Origin of the sequence: Nannocystis sp. (assembly GCF_016714285.1) — a bacterium.
Lineage (GTDB): Bacteria > Myxococcota_A > Polyangia > Nannocystales > Nannocystaceae > Nannocystis.
The window spans coordinates 258,985-273,947 of sequence record NZ_JADJNN010000008.1; the positions used below are offsets into that span (position 1 = coordinate 258,985).

Sequence of the window (14,963 nt, forward strand, 5' to 3'; positions counted from 1 at the left end):
CAAAGATTGTTCTCTCGACATGTCGCATGTCGAAGCCGCAAGCCACCCCCGAGGTCCTTCGTTCGATCACCGCGCCGATGCTGGCCACGCTGGCCATGTTGTTGGGCGCCTGCCTGTCGCCCAACGGTGGCGACACGAGCACCGATGTGAACCTCAGCAGCGACACGGGCGGTGTGCTGTCGACCAGCGGCGCGAGCGGGTCGTCGACCTTCGACGAGATCATGACGACGACCGAGGACTGGGACACCAGCGCGGGCTCGGGCTCCGAGTCGAGCGAGTCGAGCGCGGCCGAGGGCAGCAGCGGCAGCGGCAGCACGAGCGACACCCCCGCGAGCTGCGGCGACGGCGTCGTCCAGGCGCCGGAGGAGTGCGACTTCGGGATCGATAACGCCAACGACGCCGGCTGCACCGCCGACTGTCACCTCGCCACCTGCGGCGACGGCCTCGTGCAGAAGGACGTCGAGGCCTGCGACGACGGGCTCAACGACGGCGCCTACGGCGGCTGCGCGGTCGACTGCAAGGCGCTCGCGCCCCACTGCGGCGACGGCGAAGTTCAGGACGACTACGAGGCCTGCGACCAGACCGACCCCAAGACCGGCTGCATCGCGTCCACCTGCGAGTACGCGAAGAGCTGCAAGCAGATCCGCGACGCCCGTCCGGACGACCTGATGCTGCAAGACGGCCTTTACTTCATCAAGCCGCTCGACGCCAAGCTCAAGGTGCTCTGCGATATGGACGCGGACGGCGGCGGCTACACATTCCTGAAGGTCGCGCTGCCAGGGATGGTCAACTACAACGCCGCGCAAGCCGAGGCCAAGTGCAAGGAGTACGGCATGCAGCTGCTGGTCCCACGCTCGCCGGAGCACGTCGCTGCCGCCGTGATGATCGCCAATTCGACGCTGCTGGTGCCGCTCGGCGGCGGCAGTGCCAAGAGCGATCTGAACTACATGAAGATCCTCGGCATCTACCCGGCCGTCGAGAACATGACCTGTATGGACAAGCCGCTCAACAGCACGGATTGTCCGCAGTGGAAGGCCGCTGGCGACAAGTTCTGGGTCACCGACAAGGGGGTCCCCGGGGCGCCCGGGGCCAAGAATTGTGTGAAGTGCTCCAACGCCTACTATTGGAAGGTCGAGGGCGTGCTCGACTTCTATGAGACCCCGTGGAACGCCGGCGTCGGCGCGGAGACGGGGCTGTTCATGTGCGACACCGGCGACAAGATGCCGCTGTGACGGCCACTTGACGGCCACTTGACGGCCGCTGTGGCGGCCGCTGTGACGTGAGTCCGAGCGGAGGGGAGGGTCAGAGCCCGGGCGCCGCGAAGGGCGCGAGGAACTCGGCGACGCGCCCGCGGATCGCGGCGCAGCGCGCTGGATCGCCGCCCGCCGCCGCGACCTCGATCGCGTCCGCGATCAGCTCGCCCACCGTGCCCATGTGTTCGGTGACGAGGCCGCGTGAGGTGATCGCCGCGAGGCCGACGCGCAGCCCCGAGGGATCGAAGGGCTTGCGGGGATCGAAGGGGATCGAGTTGGCGTTGAGCTCGATGCCGCAGCCGTTGAGCACGTGGGCGATCTTGCGGCCGCTGAGCTCGCGGGGGCTGAGGTCGACGAGCATCAGGTGATTGTCGGTGCCGCCGGTGACGAGGCGGAAGCCGCGGCCGATCAGGACCTCGGCGAGGGCGCGGGCGTTGGCGACGATCTGGTGCGCGTAGGTGGTGAACGACGGGGCGAGCGCCTCCTTGAAGGCGACCGCCTTGGCCGCGGTGACGTGGTTGTGCGGGCCGCCCTGCAGGCCGGGGAACACGGCCTTGTCGATCGCCGCGGCGTGGGCCGCCTTGCACAGGATGAGGCCGCCACGCGGGCCGCGGAGGGTCTTGTGGGTGGTGGTCGTGACCACGTCGGCGTGCGGGACCGGGCTCGGGTGAGCGCCGCCGGCGACGAGGCCGGCGATGTGGGCGATGTCCGCGGCCAGGTAGGCGCCGACCTCCTGGGCGATCGCGGCGAAGGCCGGGAAGTCGAGCACGCGCGGGTAGGCCGAGTGGCCGACCCAGATGAGCTTGGGACGGTGCTCGCGGGCGAGGCTGCGGACCTCGTCCATGTCGATCCGGTTGTCGTCGCGACGGACGCCGTACTGCACCGCCTTGTAGTAAATGCCGGTGGCGCTGACCTTCCAGCCGTGGGTGAGGTGGCCGCCGGCGGGCAGGGACAGGCCCATGATCGTGTCGCCCGGCTGGCACAGCGCGAGCAGAGCGGCGAGGTTCGCCGGCGAGCCCGAGTAGGGCTGCACGTTGGCGTGCTCGGCCGCGAAGAGCTGGCGCGCGCGGGCGATGGCGATGGACTCGATCGGGTCGATGAAGTCCATGCCCTCGTAGTAGCGCTTGCCCGGGTAGCCCTCGGCGTACTTGTTGGTGAGGCTGCCGGCGGTCGCGGTGAGCACGGCCCGCGAGGCGTAGTTCTCGCTGGCGATGAGGCGCAGGCTGTCGCGCTGACGGGCGTCCTCCTTGCGCATGAGGGCTTCGATCTCGGGGTCCACCTCGTGCAGGTCGGGCTCGGTGCGTGCGATCATCGCGGGCTTTATCAGGCCGGGGGGGCCGGGAAGTCAATTCGAGCGCGGCGCTTCGTGCTGCCGACGATCGCTGGCACGATCGTCAGCGATGGCGTCCGCGTTGGGGCCACACGACCCCCGCGATCCGTACGAGTCCGGACGGCGAAGGGGTGTTGCGGAGGCGCGCTCGCGCTCGCGGCCCTGGGCCGTCGGCGAGGCGCTGCGGCGGCGATGTTGATACCATCGCCCCGTGGGGGGATCGGGGACGTTGCGCGGCGCCCACCGGGCCGGGCCGACCTTCGACGGCGCCGACTCGGGCCCGGCCGCCGAGGACTCCTTGCGCGGCAGCACCCTCAGCGACAGCGACGAGGGCGAGGGCGAGGGCGACGGCGACGAGGTGGCCGCCGAGGCGCTCAGGTTTGAGCGCGGGGCGACGATCGATCGCTACATGATCCTCGACCGCATCGGCGCCGGGGCGATGGGCGTGGTCTACACGGCGTATGACCCGCGCCTCGATCGCCGGGTCGCGCTCAAGGTGATGCACGCGCGGCCGGGGGCGCAGGCCAGCGACGTCGCCACTCGCCTGCTGCGCGAGGCCCAGGCGCTGGCCAAGCTCTCGCACCCCAACGTCGTCGCGGTGCACGACGCCAACGCGCTCGGCGAGGTCGTGTACCTGACGATGGAGCTGGTCGACGGGGTGAGCCTGACGCGCTGGCTCAAGCAGCGCCCGCGCAGCGTCGACGAGACCCTCAAGGTCTTCATCGAGGCCGGGCAGGGCCTCGCAGGGGCGCACGCGGCGGGGCTCATTCACCGCGACTTCAAGCCCGACAATGTGCTGGTCGGCGACGACGGCCGCGTGCGTGTCGTCGACTTCGGCATCGCCCGCGGCGCCGATGGCCCCGACCTGATGTCGGTCGACCAGGCGATCGAGCGCTCGCAAGATCCGGCGGCCCGCAGCCTGGTCGGCGCGCCGGTCGAGCAGGCCAACGCGGTCCCGGCCGCGGCGACGCCCGAGCCGGGCGCCGAGAAGCCGGGCGAGGGCGCGGTGCTGGCGTTCGCGTCGACCGACCGCGGCGCCGTCCCGGGCTTCGCTCGCAGCAACGACCTGGCCGACACGCAGCGGGCCGAGGCCGGGCAGCTGACGCGGCGCTCCGAGGGGCGGCCGGGCAACAAGGCGCTGGTGATCGCGGCGGCGGCGGCCGCAGCGGGCACGGGCGGCGAGCGCCCGCGCCTGCACGCATCGCAGCTCGAGACGGCGATCCCCGGGCTCTCGTCGGTGCGCTTGACCCGGACGGGCGCGCTGGTGGGGACGCCGGCCTACATGGCGCCGGAGCAGCACATCGCGGCGCGGGTCGACGCGCGCACCGATCAGTTCGCCTTCTGCATCGCGCTGTACGAGGCGCTGTTCGGCAGCCATCCTTTCCCGGCCAAGAACTACGTGCAGCTGAGCCTCAGCGTGCTCGGCGGCAAGGTCGACGCGATGGTCGGCCGCAGCGACGTGCCAGTCCGCGTGCGCAAGGCGATCCTGCGCGGGCTCTCGGTCGACCCGGACCAGCGCTTCGCCAGCATGGACGAGCTCATCGGGGCGCTGCGCGCCGACCCGGAGCTGCGGCGACGTCGGCGGGTCGCGGTGGCGCTCTTGGCCGGCGGCGTGGCGGGCGTGCTGGCGCTGGCCGGCGCCCAGGTGTTCGGCGGGGCCCCGCCCTGCGAGGGCGCCGATCGCCACATGGTCGAGGTCTACAACGACGCGGCCCGCGACGACATCCGCGCCGCCTTCCTGGCGACCGAGCAGCCTTACGCGCCGAAGGTGCTGGAGAGCAGCCTCGCGGGCCTCGATCGCTGGTCGCAGGAGTGGTCGGGCATGCGCCGCGAGGCCTGCGAGGCGACCCATGTCCACCACGAGCAGTCGGCCGATCTGCTCGAGCGGAGGATCGCCTGCCTCGACCGCAAGCTGCGCAGCCTGTCGGCGATGGTGGCGGTGCTGCGCGTCGCCGACAAGGACGTGGTGCTGCACGCCGTGCAGTCGGTCGACGCGCTGCCCGAGCTGGCCGAGTGTGAGGACCGCGAGCGGCTGACCCGCGGCGACGCGCCGTCGGAGCAGAAGAAGCCGATCATCGCGGCGGCCGAGGTGAAGCTGGCGCAGGCCGAGGCGGCGCGGCTCGCCGTGCAGTACGACAACGCCGAGCGCCTGGCCGGCGAGGCGCTGGCGGTCGCCCGCAGCGAGGGGCTCGCGCGGGTCGAGGTCCAGGCGCTCACGGTGCTCGGGCGGGTCGCCAAGAACCAGGGCCGGATCGGCGTCGCCGAGCAGAGCTTCACCGAGGCGGGGCTGATCGCCGAGCGGGTCGGGGCCGACGAGCTGCGCCTCACGGCCGACGGCGAGCTCGGCGTGGTCCTCGGCGTGCTCTCGCAGCAGCACGCCGAGGCGGAGCGCACGCTGCGGCACGCCGAGGCGCTGCTCGACCGGGTCGGGGCCACGCCGCACGAGCGGGTCCGGCTGCGCGAGCGGCTCGGCATGGTGCTCGCGCAGCGCGGGCAGACGGCCGAGGCGCGCGACCTCCTGAGCCTCGCGCTCAGCGAGGCCGAGGCGCTCCCCGGCGACGGCGGCACCGGCCTGGTCTCGATCCTCAACGCGCGCGGCACGGTGCACGACCAGCGCGGCGAGTCGGCGGCCGCGCTGGCGGACTTCGGCCGGGCCCTGGCGATCTGCGAGGCTCACCTCAGCCCCGACCACCCCGACGTCGCCGCGATCCTCAGCAACATGGCGATCATCGAGCTGAACGGCGGCCAGTACGAGCGGGCCCGCGAGCGCTTCGAGCGGGCCTTGAAGATCCATCGCCTGGTGCTCGGCGACGATCACCCGATCACCGGCTCGACGCACATGAACCTCGGCACCCTGCTGCAGCAGATGGAGGACTACGACGGGGCGGCCGCGCAGTACGAGCAGGCGCTGGCGGTCGCGACCAAGGCCGGGGGCAGCGACGCCGACCTCGCCGACATCCTCTACAACCTCGGCGCGGTCTACCAGCTGCGCAAAGAGTATGAGCGGGCCCTGACGCCCTACCGCGACGCGCTGGCCCGCAGCGAGCGGGTGCACGGGCCGGACCACGCTGAGGTCGCCTATCCGCTGTTTGGCCTCGGCGGCGTGCTGGTGGAGCTCGGTAGGTACGCCGAGGGCCGCGAGCTGCTCGAGCGGGCCCTGGCGATCCGCACGCGCAAGGACGTGGTCCCGGTCGACATCGGGGAGCTGCGCTTCGCCCTCGCGCGGGCGGTCGCGCCCGTCGACCGCGATCGCGCGCACGCGCTGGCGATCCAGGCCCGTAGCGACTACAGCGATGCCGCCGACGCGGACAGCGTTCAGCGCATCAACACCTGGCTCAAGGGACAGCTCAAGCGAGCGCCCTGAGGTGGTGGCCGCGGCGATCGCCACGGCCTCGATCCTATGCGTGCACTTGTGCGCGACACCGGAATGCGCGCAAAAGGCCGGCTGTTGGCGATTGCGCGGCGATTGCGTGTGCATGTAAACCAGGGGGCGCCGGCCGACCAACCAGCGAGGGAATTTCATGCCCACACCCAAGAACAAGCGAATCGTCGTCCTCCAGTCCAGCTACTCCGCCACCAACGTCATCGCGAACCTGAACCTCACGATGAACGCGAACTTCACGACGCCCGGCAATGTCACGACGGTCAACCTGCTCGAGGACTCGAGCGGGACCGGGACGGAGGCGACCGAGTATCAGATGTCGTTCAGCATCGCCGGCGCGGCGGGCAGCGTGGCGATCGGCGCGATCACCCTGAGCTTCACGGGCGAGGGCGCCGAGCTCGCCAGCGGCGTGAGCGTGGCCAAGACCTCGGCCAGCACCACCACCGTCCCGCGCGGCAGCAGCGGCAGGGTCACGCCGATCGCCACCCCCGACGCGTACCAGGAGCGCGTGTGGTCGCAGACCGCCCTGAACGGGACCGACGAGCTGGTCGACCAGGTCGCCGGCATCGACATGCGCGTCAAGGCCGAGAGCGGCTACACCGTGACGCAGACCGTGACCTCGTGGGACGAGGACGAGCTGGTCGTCGCCTACGAGTGGAAGAACGCCGCGGGCACCAGCTTCGCGTCCGGCACGGTGCGGCTCGAGGCGGCCTCGACCGCGCAGGGCAGCTACACGCTCGGCAGTGTCGTGGTGGTCGACGACCCGCCGCAGGGCGCTTCGCGCCTGGCCGGCGAGACCCGCAGCGCCCTGCGCGAGCGCATCCGTGGGGTCACCCGCGAGATCCGCCGCCTCCGTCGCGAAGCCCGCGGCGGCTGAGCCAGCGCGCACGCCGGGCGCCGGTCGCTGCGGCGACGCGGCGCCCTGTTCGTTGCGTACACATGCGGGCGCTGCTTGGCCAGCGCCGCGGTCTGCGGTGTATCCTGCCGGCGATGGCTGACGCGGATCCCCCGCTGCTCGCGGCTTCCGGGCTGCGCCTGCGCCCGGTGGTCGGCCCACCGGCGACGGCCCGCCGCGTGCTGGTGATCGACAACTACGACTCGTTCACCTTCAACATCGTGCAGTACCTGCTGCAGCTCGGCGCGGTGGTCGACGTGTACCGAAACGACGCGGTCGACGCGGCCCAGGTGCTGGCCGATCGCCCGAGCCACGTGTTGCTGTCCCCGGGGCCAGGTCGCCCGCAGGACAGCGGCGTGTGTCAGGCGCTGTGCCGCTTGCTGGCGGATCCAGCCGCCCCCGCGATCCCGCTGCTCGGCGTGTGCCTCGGCCACCAGACCCTGTGCGAGGTGCACGGCGCGACGGTCGAGCGCGCGGGGCGGATCATGCACGGCAAGCTGTCGCCGATCTTCCACGACGGGAGCGGGGTGTTCGCGGGCCTGCCCTCGCCGTTCATGGCGACCCGCTACCACTCGCTGGTGGCGCTCGAGGCGACCCTCCCGGCCTGCCTGCGGCCGGTCGCGCGGACCGACCAGGGCGAGCTGATGGGCGTGCGTCACGCGAGCCGCCCGCTGTTCGGGGTCCAGTTCCACCCGGAGTCGGTGCTCAGCGAGCACGGCCACGCGCTGCTGGAGAACTTCCTCGAGCAGCCTGTGGCGGCACGATGAGCGTTTGCGGCATACTCGGGCACCATGACGGGCACGGGCGGTAGCTTCCTCGACAAGATCCTCGCGGCCAAGCGCGCCGAGCTGGCGGGCGCCCGGGCCACGCGATCCGCGGCGCTCTCCGACCGCGACCTGCTCGAGCTCGGGGCCCGCCTGCCGCGTCCACGCGACTTCACGGCGGCGCTGCGCGAGGGCCCGCGTCCGGCGATCATCGCCGAGTTCAAGCGCGCCTCGCCGAGCGCCGGCTGGCTGCGCGAGGACGCTGATCCGCGGCACATCGGCACGCTCTACGCGGCCGGCGGCGCGACCTGCATGAGCATCGTGACCGACCGCCACTACGGCGGCAGCTTCGACGACCTGCGCGCGGTCCGACAGACCGTCACGCTGCCGCTGCTGTGCAAGGACTTCATCCTCGAGAAGACCCAGATCGTCGAGGCCAAGCGGGTCGGCGCGGATTGTGTGCTGCTCATCGTCGCCGCCCTGCCGCCGCCGCAGCTGCGGGCGCTGCTGGAATTCACCCGCCAGCTCGACATGCAGGCGCTGGTCGAGACCCGCGACGAGCACGAGCTCGATCGGGCGATGGCGGCCGGCGCCCGCCTGATCGCGGTCAACGCCCGCGACCTCGACGGCGTCGAGATCGACGTGGGTCGGGCCGCGCGCCTGCGCAAGCTGGTGCCGGACAGCTTCACCTACGTGGCCGAGAGCGGGGTGCACTCGGTCGACGACGCGATCCGCCTGCGCGACGCCGGGGTCGACGCGATCCTGATCGGCAGCTACTTGATGGAGGCGGCGAACCCCGGCGAGGCGCTGCGCCAGCTGATCCTCCAGCTCTGACGCGGCTGTCCCGAAGGCCAGGTCAACCGATTCGGGGCTCGGGCGAGCGCGCTCACTCGCCGACGATCCACTCGACGCGGGTGCGGGTCGACGCCGCGGGATCGAGGTCGTCGTCGGCGACGCGCGCGGCGAGGGCCGGCAGCGCGGCGCGCAGGACCACGTCGCTGCGCCACGGCGGATTGACGACGATCATGCCGGAGCCGCCGAGGCCGTCGGCGTCGTCGAGGCGGGTGTAGAGCTCGAGCGCGAGGACCCGGCGGATCACCCCGTGCATGAGCGCCGCGTGCAGCTTGCCGCGGGCGACCGGGCCCTTGATCGGGTACCACAGCGCGAGGCAGCCGGTCGGCCAGCGCGCGTGCGCCGTGTGCAGCCCGGCCAGCGCCGCGGCGAACTCGTCCGGCCGCTCGAAGGGCGGGTCAATGAGCACCAGGCCGCGGCGCTCCTTCGGCGGCAGGAAGGCCTTGATGCCCTCGTAGCCGTCGCGCCGGTGGACGGCGACCTGCGGGTCGCCGCGAAACTCGTCGTGCAGGGTCTCGACGTCCTTCATGTGCAGCTCGCACGCGATCATGCGGTCGCCTGGGCGCAGCAGGGCGCGGACCACCCGCGGCGAGCCCGGGTACACGCGCAGCGCGCCGTCTGGGTTGCAGGCCTCGATCAGGCGCAGGAGGTCGGCGAGCGGCCCCGGCAAGCCCTGCGCCCCCCACAGCCGCGCGACGCCGCGCGCGTACTCACCTGTCCTTTGGGACATCTCGTGGGCGAGCTGGTAGCTGCCGGCGCCCGCGTGGGTGTCGAGGTAACAGAGCGGCGTCGGCTTGTCCTGCAGGCGGCGCACGAGGTGGACCAGCACGAGGTGCTTGAGCAGGTCGGCGGCGCCGCCGGCATGGTAGTGGTGGCGGTAATTCATCGGCGGCAGGCGGGCAGGGCGGCGCAGCATAGCGGATCGTGTGTGCGTCCGCGCCTGCGCCACAGCGCCGCCGGCGCGGCCGAAACGGCGTATTGTTGCGCCGCCCTGCCCGCATGACCGACTCCGCGAACCCTGCGCCGACGCCCGCGCCGATCCCCGAGACGATCCTGGCCACGAGCGCGACGCCGGCGAGCTCCGCGACCTCGCTGCAAAGCCCGGCGCCGGTGCGGGCGGTGCATGGCTGGCGGCGCCTGCCGATGAACACCATGCGGCTGCTCCGCTTCACGCTGCGGGTGCTGTCGCATCTGAGCAAGAACCACGCGCTGCTGCTGGCCGGCGGGATCGCCTACAACGTGATGCTGTCGATCGTGCCGCTGCTGACGGTGCTGCTGGTGGTCCTGACCCGCCTGCTCGATCGCCAGCAGCTGCTCGACATCATCTCCACCGAGCTGGCGCTGCTCATCCCGTCGCAGGCGCAGAGCATCACCGACCAGGTCGGCGCGCTGATCGACAACGCCGACATTATCGGCGGGGTCGGCATCCTCGTGCTGCTGTTCTTCAGCTCGTGGGCGTTCAAGATCCTCGAGGGCGCGCTGGCCATCGTGTTCGCGCGGACCAAGGCCCGGCGCGTGCGCGGCGTGTGGATGTCGTTGCTCATCCCGTACATCTGGATCCTGGTCCTCGGCGTCGGGCTGTTCGTGTTGACCGTCGTGGTCGGCTTCGTCGAGGCCGTCTCGGAGACCGATCTGCACCTGTTCGGCCGCATCGTCTCGCTCGGGGCCATGCCGGCGCTGATGCTCAAGCTCACCGGCTTCCTGACGCTGGTGGTCCTGTTCACCTCGATCTATCACGTGCTGCCGATCTCCGAGGTCTCGTTCAAGCGGGCCCTGGCCGGCGGGCTCGCGGCGGCGATCCTGTGGGACATCCTGCGCCGCTTCCTGATGGTCTACTTCGCCAAGATCTCGCTGGTGAACACGGTCTACGGCTCGCTGGCCACGGTGATCATCGTCCTGCTCACGCTCGAGTTCGCGGCGCTCATCATCCTGTTCGGCGCGCAGGTCATCTCGGAGATCCAGCACAGCGAGGAGGCCGGCCTGCCGTGGTACGAGGGCGTGCCCGTCGAAGAGGTCGTCGGCGTGCGCCAGGGCTAGCTGCGGGCCCCGGCGTCACGGCGTCACGGCGTCATGGTGTCATGGTGTCATGGCGTCGGCGGCTCGGCGGCGCGGCGCGCGGGCAGCAGCTCGGCGCCGAGGTCCTTCACCAGGGTCATCACCTGGGCGATGCCCTTGCCGATCATCGTCGACGGGTCCCCGTCGCCGCCGAACGAGGTGAACTTGACCTCGCCGAACTTCTGGGCGAAGGCCGCCGCGACCGCGGGCAGGCCGGTGTCGACCAGCGCGAGGCGGATGCGGTCGTCGGAGACCAGGTTCTCGATCTCCTTGGTGGCCCGCAGCGCCGCGGCCTGCACCTCGTGCGCGAGCCGCTTCATGTCGAGCTCGCGCTGCTGCAGCTTGGCGGCGGCGCTGCTCTCGAACTCCCGCAGCTCGGCGGCGCTGCGCGCCTTGTGGGCTGCGAGCGTGGCGGCCAGCTCGGCCTCGCGGGCGGCGCTCAGGTGCCGCGCCTCGATCAGCTGGCGCTCGGCCTCGCTGAGCTTGCGCTCGCGGGCCAGCTGGGCGAGGCGGGCGGCTTCGGCCTGCTGCGCCTTCTCGGCCTCTAGCTCGGTGCGGGCGCGCAGGTCGGCGAGCTGACGCGCCTGGTCGCGGGCGGCCTTCTGGCTGGCGAGCTCGGCCTGGGCTTGCAGCTCGGCGAGCGCCCGTGCCTGCTCGCGCTGGCCGCTCTCCTCGCTGACGCGGGCCTGCAGCTGGTCGCGCTTGGCCTGCTCGGTGAGCTCGATCTGGGTCGCGTGGCTCTCGGACTGGGCCCGCAGCTCGCGGGTCGCGGTCTCGCCGGCCAGCTTTGCCTCCGCGATCTGACGCGTCGCCTCGGCCTCGCGGGTGGCGATGTCGCGGGCGCTCTCCAGCTCGGCCTGGCGGGCGCGCATCGCCAGCTCGGCCCGGAAGCGGGCCTGCATCTCGCTGAACACGGTCTCGCTGAGGACGCGCACGTTCTGGACCTCGACGGTGTCGATCACCACGCCCCAGCCGGTCGCGGTGCTGTCGTCGCCGCGGCCGCGACCCTCGACCACCGGCGCCAGCTCGACGAGCAGCTCGTGGGCGATCGCCTCCTTGCGCCGCGTCATCGTGTCCTCGATCGAGAGGTTGGCGACCAGGCGGCGGGTCGCGCCGACGAACATCTCCTGCAGGATCTCGCCGAGCTTCTCCGAGGCGCGCTCCGAGTACGAGAAGTTGAGCATGCGGAAGGTGAGCTCGGGCTCGACGATGCGGTAGACCGCGAGGCCAGTGATCTGCACGCCGACCTTCTCGAGCGTCACCTGGTCGGCGGTGAACTGCAGGCGGTTGATGGTGGTCGGGATGATCGCCACCGAGTCCCACGGCCACTTGAAGCAGCTCGCGCCCTGGCCGGTGCTGCGCCGACGGATCTTCCCGCGGCGCATGTGGATCAGGTACTCCGACGGCATCGCGGTCACGAAGCCCCAGCGCTTCATCTTCTCGGGGTCCTCGGCGGGCTTGCCGGCGCGCCAGGCGAGGTCGTTGATGTTGGCGTTGGCGTTGGCGGGTGCGGGTGCGGTGGGCTTGCTCATGCCCCCTCCACAGCACGCGGCGTGCCAGCGGCTCGGGCCGGCGATCGGCCAGCGGCGTCGCGGCGGCGCCAAGGCGGCCCTGCGGCCGTGGCTGCGGGCGGTGCACCGAAACGGAGCACCTGTATCAAGATGGGTCAGCCCGGGATCTTGAGCTGCTGGATCTTGCGCAGCAGGGTGGTGCGGCCGATGCCCATCGCCCGGGCCGCGGCGCTGCGGTTGCCGGCGTGGGTGGCCAGCACGGCCTCGATGTAGAGCCGCTCCATCTCGTCCCAGCGCAGCTTGCCGAGCTCGACCGGGGGCTTGCCGGCCGCGCGCCCGCGGGTCGGCGGGGCCGGGCCGGTCTCGGCGGGGAGCGAGAGGTCAGGGAGGTCGACGATGTCGCTGTTGCACAGGATCACGGCGCCCTCGATGCAATTCTCGAGCTCGCGGATGTTGCCCGGCCAGGCGTGCGCGTGCAGGCGGGCCAGCGCGGCCGGGCTGCAGCGCAGCGGGCCCTTGCCGTGGCGCTGCGCGAACACGCTGAGGAAGTGCGTCGCCAGCTGCTCGAGGTCCGCCGGCCCGCGCTCGCGCAGCGCCGGCATCGTCAAGGTGAGCACCCGCAGGCGGTAATAGAGGTCCTCGCGGAAGCGCTGGCGGGCGACCATGTCCTCGAGGTTGCGGTTGGTGGCGGCGACGATGCGCACGTCGACCTTGACCCCGCGGCGACCGCCGACCCGCTCGAACTCGCGGTCCTGGATCACGCGCAGCAGCTTGCTCTGCAGCGGCAGCGGGACCTCGCCGATCTCGTCGAGGAACACGGTGCCGCCGCTGGCCGCCTCGAACTTGCCGAGCGCGCGCTGGTCGGCCCCGGTGTAGGCGCCGCGCTCGTGGCCGAAGAGCTCATTCTCGATGAGGGTGGCCGGCAGCGAGGCGCAGTCGACGGCGACGAAGGGCTGGCCGGCGCGCTTGCTGTTGAAGTGGATCGCGCGGGCGATGAGGCCCTTGCCGGTGCCGGTCTCGCCGGTGATGAGCACGGTGGCGTCGGTCGCCGCGGCCTTGCCGACCAGGTCGTAGACCCGGCGCATGCGCTCGCCGACCCCGACGATGCCGTTGAAGCGGTAGCTCAGCGGGGCGGGGGAGGGCGCGCGCAGCTGCGGGTAGAGGCTGGTGCTCTCGAGGATCATCGCCACCTGGCTGGCGAGCGCGCGCAGCAGGGCCTCGTCGTCGGCGCTGAAGGCTGCGCCGCGCTTGTTGAGCAGCTGCAGCACGCCGAGGATGTCGCCGCCGCGGTCGGACACCGGCACGCACAGCATCGAGCGCGTGGCGTAGCCGGTGCTGCGATCGACGGCGCCGTGGAAGCGCGGGTCGGCGGCGGAGCTCGGCAGGTTGACCGCCTCGCCGGTGCGGGCGACGTAGCCGGCCACGCCTTGCCCGAGCGCGAGCCGGATCTCGCGCAGCTCGGGCAGGTGGGCGACCTTGCTGAACAGCTCGCCGCGGGCCCGGTCGACCAGGTAGAAGGTGCCGCGCTCGGCCTCCATGGCCCGCGTCACGGTGTCGATCACCTGGCGCAGCAGCGCGTCGAGGTCGACCTCGCGGCGGACCAGCTCGGCGACCGCGATCAGCACGCTGTCGCGGTCGACCCGCGCGGGGCTCGGGGCGCGGCCGCGCGGGCGTCGGCTCGGGGTGTCCATCGTCGCCATGTGTATCATTCCGGTGCACCCACGGCAGCTGCATTGATCTGGGGCAGGTGCAGGAGTGCGCACTTGGATGACTTGCGCCATGGGCCTGCGATCGCGGGCAGGTGGATCCGTTGTTGGATCCGGGCCCGGGGCCGTGTTATCGCTGCGACGGGATGCCGGACGCCGGAGATGTGTCGCGCCGGGCGCTGCTCGGCGGCCTGGTTGGGGCGGCCGCGTGGTCGCTGTGCGGCACGGCCGGGGCGGCCGCGGCCAAGGCCAAGGACAAGGCGAAGCCGCTGGCGAGCAAGGCGGTGCCGGTGGTCCAGGACATCGAGCACGGCAAGCGCGGGACGACCCTGACGCTGAACCTGCAGCACTCGATGTTCCCGGCCCCCGGCTCGCGCTGGCGCGACGCGACCACCCTGGTGTTCGTGCCCTCGCACTTCCGGGTGCTCGACGATCGCCGCGTCGACACGGTGGTGCACTTCCACGGGCACAAGACCACCGCGGCCGAGGCGATGAAGAAGCACCAGCTGCGCGAGCAGCTCGACGACAGCCGGCAGAACGCGATCCTGGTGATGCCGCAGGGGCCGGTGCGGGCGATCGACTCGAGCGGCGGCAAGCTCGATCGCCCGGGCGGGCTCGGCCGCTTCCTCTCCGAGGTCCGGACCACGCTGCAGCGGGCCGAGGTGAGCAAGGCGCTCGCGGCCGCCCATGTGCCCGCGGCGGCCCGAATCGGCGCGGTCTGTGTCTCGGCCCACTCGGGCGGCTTCGGCGTCACGGCCCGCTGCCTCAAGCACGGCGGCTTCGATGTCAACGAGGTCTACCTGTTCGACGCGCTCTACGGCGAGGTCGCGGCCTACCTCGACTGGGTGCTCGAGCGGCGCAGCCAGAGCGCCGCCCGCTCGCGCCACAAGCTCGTCTCGTACTACGCCGGCGGCAAGCCGCGCAGCAACAGCCTGGCGCTCATCAAGTCGCTGCGGCAGCGCGGCATCGAGGTGCTGCACGAGGAGCGCGAGGGCCAGCTCTCGCGGGCCGAGATCACGAAGGGGCGCGCTGTCTTCATCCGCACCCGCATCGATCACAGCCGCCTCACCTACCAGACCAACGGCCTGCGCGACTGCCTGTACGCGTCGTCGCTGCACCGCCGCCTCGAGTCGGACTGGTTCGCCGACAAGGACGGCGAGCGCGAGATCGATCGTCGACCCTGAGCCGCGATCGCGCGGGATGAAGTGCTCCCAG

At 71.9% G+C, this 14,963-nt stretch carries 11 protein-coding genes; 7 read left to right on the plus strand and 4 right to left on the minus strand.

Features of this window, described 5'->3' with window-relative positions; genetic code table 11:
* The first annotated feature begins 26 nt into the window (after nucleotides 1-26).
* On the plus strand, nucleotides 27-1,232 hold the full coding sequence (locus tag IPJ59_RS16190; protein WP_293272393.1) for a fibrinogen-like YCDxxxxGGGW domain-containing protein: 1,206 nt from the start codon (nucleotides 27-29) through the stop codon (nucleotides 1,230-1,232).
* Nucleotides 1,233-1,302: 70 nt separating this feature from the next.
* Here IPJ59_RS16190 and IPJ59_RS16195 read toward each other — a convergent pair whose 3' ends face one another.
* Nucleotides 1,303-2,565: a serine hydroxymethyltransferase gene (locus IPJ59_RS16195; protein ID WP_293272394.1), complete on the minus strand. Its 1,263-nt coding sequence runs from the start codon at nucleotides 2,563-2,565 to the stop codon at nucleotides 1,303-1,305.
* A 229-nt stretch (nucleotides 2,566-2,794) separates the two neighbouring features.
* On the opposite strand from IPJ59_RS16195, the gene IPJ59_RS16200 reads away from it, so the two are divergent.
* The 4 genes from IPJ59_RS16200 (at nucleotide 2,795) to IPJ59_RS16215 (ending at nucleotide 8,458) form a co-directional block, all read left to right on the plus strand.
* Nucleotides 2,795-5,947 carry a serine/threonine-protein kinase gene (locus IPJ59_RS16200; RefSeq protein WP_293272395.1) on the plus strand — a complete coding sequence of 1,051 codons (3,153 nt, stop codon included), beginning with the start codon at nucleotides 2,795-2,797 and terminating at the stop codon, nucleotides 5,945-5,947.
* Between the two features lie 157 nt (nucleotides 5,948-6,104).
* Complete coding sequence (locus tag IPJ59_RS16205; protein ID WP_293272396.1) at nucleotides 6,105-6,842, plus strand: hypothetical protein; 738 nt, start codon at nucleotides 6,105-6,107, stop codon at nucleotides 6,840-6,842.
* Between the two features lie 113 nt (nucleotides 6,843-6,955).
* Complete coding sequence (locus IPJ59_RS16210) at nucleotides 6,956-7,627, plus strand: anthranilate synthase component II (protein WP_293272397.1); 672 nt, start codon at nucleotides 6,956-6,958, stop codon at nucleotides 7,625-7,627.
* A 24-nt stretch (nucleotides 7,628-7,651) separates the two neighbouring features.
* On the plus strand, nucleotides 7,652-8,458 hold the full coding sequence (locus tag IPJ59_RS16215; protein ID WP_293252297.1) for an indole-3-glycerol phosphate synthase TrpC: 807 nt from the start codon (nucleotides 7,652-7,654) through the stop codon (nucleotides 8,456-8,458).
* A 52-nt stretch (nucleotides 8,459-8,510) separates the two neighbouring features.
* Here the strand turns inward: IPJ59_RS16215 and IPJ59_RS16220 are convergent, their stop codons facing one another.
* On the minus strand, nucleotides 8,511-9,392 hold the full coding sequence (locus IPJ59_RS16220) for a 23S rRNA (adenine(2030)-N(6))-methyltransferase RlmJ (RefSeq protein WP_293252299.1): 882 nt from the start codon (nucleotides 9,390-9,392) through the stop codon (nucleotides 8,511-8,513).
* A gap of 83 nt (nucleotides 9,393-9,475) precedes the next feature.
* On the opposite strand from IPJ59_RS16220, the gene IPJ59_RS16225 reads away from it, so the two are divergent.
* Entirely contained in the window at nucleotides 9,476-10,513 is a 1,038-nt protein-coding gene (locus IPJ59_RS16225) for a YihY/virulence factor BrkB family protein (RefSeq protein WP_293252301.1), read from the plus strand.
* A gap of 47 nt (nucleotides 10,514-10,560) precedes the next feature.
* Here IPJ59_RS16225 and IPJ59_RS16230 read toward each other — a convergent pair whose 3' ends face one another.
* Nucleotides 10,561-12,063, minus strand: a complete 1,503-nt coding sequence (locus tag IPJ59_RS16230) for an SPFH domain-containing protein (RefSeq protein ID WP_293272398.1) — start codon at nucleotides 12,061-12,063, stop codon at nucleotides 10,561-10,563.
* Nucleotides 12,064-12,197: 134 nt separating this feature from the next.
* A complete protein-coding gene (locus tag IPJ59_RS16235; protein ID WP_293272399.1) occupies nucleotides 12,198-13,733 on the minus strand; it encodes a sigma-54-dependent Fis family transcriptional regulator in 1,536 nt (511 codons plus the stop codon).
* Nucleotides 13,734-13,894: 161 nt separating this feature from the next.
* Here IPJ59_RS16235 and IPJ59_RS16240 point away from each other — a divergent pair, with 161 nt between their 5' ends.
* Entirely contained in the window at nucleotides 13,895-14,932 is a 1,038-nt protein-coding gene (locus IPJ59_RS16240) for a hypothetical protein (protein WP_293272400.1), read from the plus strand.
* Nucleotides 14,933-14,963: the final 31 nt, after the last annotated feature.